This window comes from Kitasatospora sp. NPDC093558, from assembly GCF_040683475.1.
Classification (GTDB): Bacteria; Actinomycetota; Actinomycetes; order Streptomycetales; family Streptomycetaceae; genus Kitasatospora.
This window is the reverse complement of record NZ_JBFBDY010001016.1, coordinates 1-1,726: the sequence shown is the minus strand read 5'-3', so window position 1 is coordinate 1,726 and position 1,726 is coordinate 1. Positions and strand designations below refer to the sequence as shown.

Genomic DNA, 1,726 nt, shown 5'->3' with positions numbered 1-1,726 from the left:
GGGCGGTGGTGATCGGCGGCGGGGTGCTCGGCGTGAGCGCCGCGCGGGCGCTCGCCGCGCTCGGCGTCCGCACCGAAATCGTCCACCAGGGGCCATATCTGATCGAGCGTCAACTCGACGGCGAGGCGGCCGAGGTGCTGCGGGAGCGGCTGCTCGCGCTCGGTGTCGAGACCTACGCCCGCAACCGGGCCCGCGCCGTCCACGGCGGCGACAGGGTCGGCGCGGTGGAGCTCGCCAACGGCTTCCGGCTCGACTGCGACCTGGTCGTGCTCGCCTGCGGCACCCGCCCCCGCACCGCGCTCGCGTACGGCGCCGGGCTGCCGGTCGGCACGGGAATTCTGGTGGACGACCGGCTGGCTGTTGCCGAGAACGTGTCCGCGATCGGCGACTGCGCCGAGCACCGCGGCACCGTCCACGGCCTGGCCGGCCCCGCCTGGGAGCAGGCCGACGCCCTCGCCCGGCGGCTGTCCGGCGCCGATCCGGACGCCCGCTACACCGGCAGCCTCCCACGCGCCCGGCTCAGCACCGGCGACCTGGAGTACGCGGCGTTCGGCGCCGTGGACGAGAGCCTCGACCCAGGCCTCGACGTCCTGCGGATCGCCGACGCCACCCGCGGCAGCTACAAGAAGCTCGTCCTGCGCGGCGACCGTTTGGTCGGCGCGATCCTGCTCGGCGACCTGGCCACCGTGGACGCGCTGGCCGGCGCCTTCGAGAGCGGAGCACCGCTCGGCGGCCACCCCCTGCACCTGCTCACCCGAGGAGTACCGCGATGACCCCTGACCCCCGCAGCATCCGGGACCTGGTCCTGGTCGGCCACGGCATGGTCGGCCAGCGCTTCCTGGAGGCCTTCACCGAGCAGCCCGCCGCGGCCGGCTGGCGGATCACCGTGCTCGCCGAGGAACCCCGGCCCGCGTACGACCGGGTGCACCTGAGCGCACTGTTCGACGGCCGCACCGCCGAGGACCTGTCGCTGTGCCCGCCCGGCTTCCTCGCCGAGCACGGCATCGACCTGCGCCTCGGCGACCCGGTCACCGCCATCGACCGGGCGGCGCACCTGGTGCGCACCCGATCGGGTGCCGAACTCCACTATGACGCCCTGGTGTTGGCGACGGGCTCGGTCCCGTTCGTTCCGCCGGTGCCCGGCAAGGACGCGCCCGGCTGCCACGTCTACCGCACCATAGAGGACGTCGACGCCATCCGCGCGGAAGCGGAGCAGGCCCGCACCGGCGTCGTCGTCGGCGGCGGACTGCTCGGCCTGGAGGCCGCCGGAGCGCTGCGGGCGGGCGGACTGACCACCCACGTCGTCGAGTTCGCGCCCCGCCTGATGGCCGTCCAGGTCGACGACGGCGGCGGCGCGGTGCTCCGCCGCAAGATCGAGGACCTCGGCGTGACGGTGCACACCAGCGCCGGCGCGAGCGGCGTCGTCACCGGCGAGGACGGCACGGTCACCGGGCTCGCGCTCTCCGACGGCCGCGAACTCGCCGCCGACCTCGTGGTGTTCTCGGCCGGCGTGCGCGCCCGCGACCAGCTCGCCCGCGACTGCGACCTGCCGGTCGGCGCGCGCGGCGGCGTCGTCGTCGACGAGCACTGCCGAACCGCCGACCCGGCGATCCTCGCGATCGGCGAGTGCGCCCAGGCCGCCGACGGCCGCGTCTACGGCCTCGTCGCCCCCGGCTACCAGATGGCCGAGACCGCCGCCCGCACCCTCGCGGAGCTGCCCGGCGAC

Annotated in this window: 2 protein-coding genes; both read left to right on the top strand. The window is 75.7% G+C overall.

Features of this window, described 5'->3' with window-relative positions:
• Positions 1–773, top strand: a 773-nt coding sequence (locus tag AB0O00_RS38000) for an FAD-dependent oxidoreductase (protein ID WP_363659257.1), incomplete at its 5' end; no start/stop codon positions are given.
• Positions 770–1,726 (top strand): FAD-dependent oxidoreductase (locus AB0O00_RS37995; RefSeq protein WP_363659256.1); only part of this gene is annotated, 957 nt, incomplete at its 3' end. The genes AB0O00_RS38000 and AB0O00_RS37995, both read left to right, overlap by 4 nt.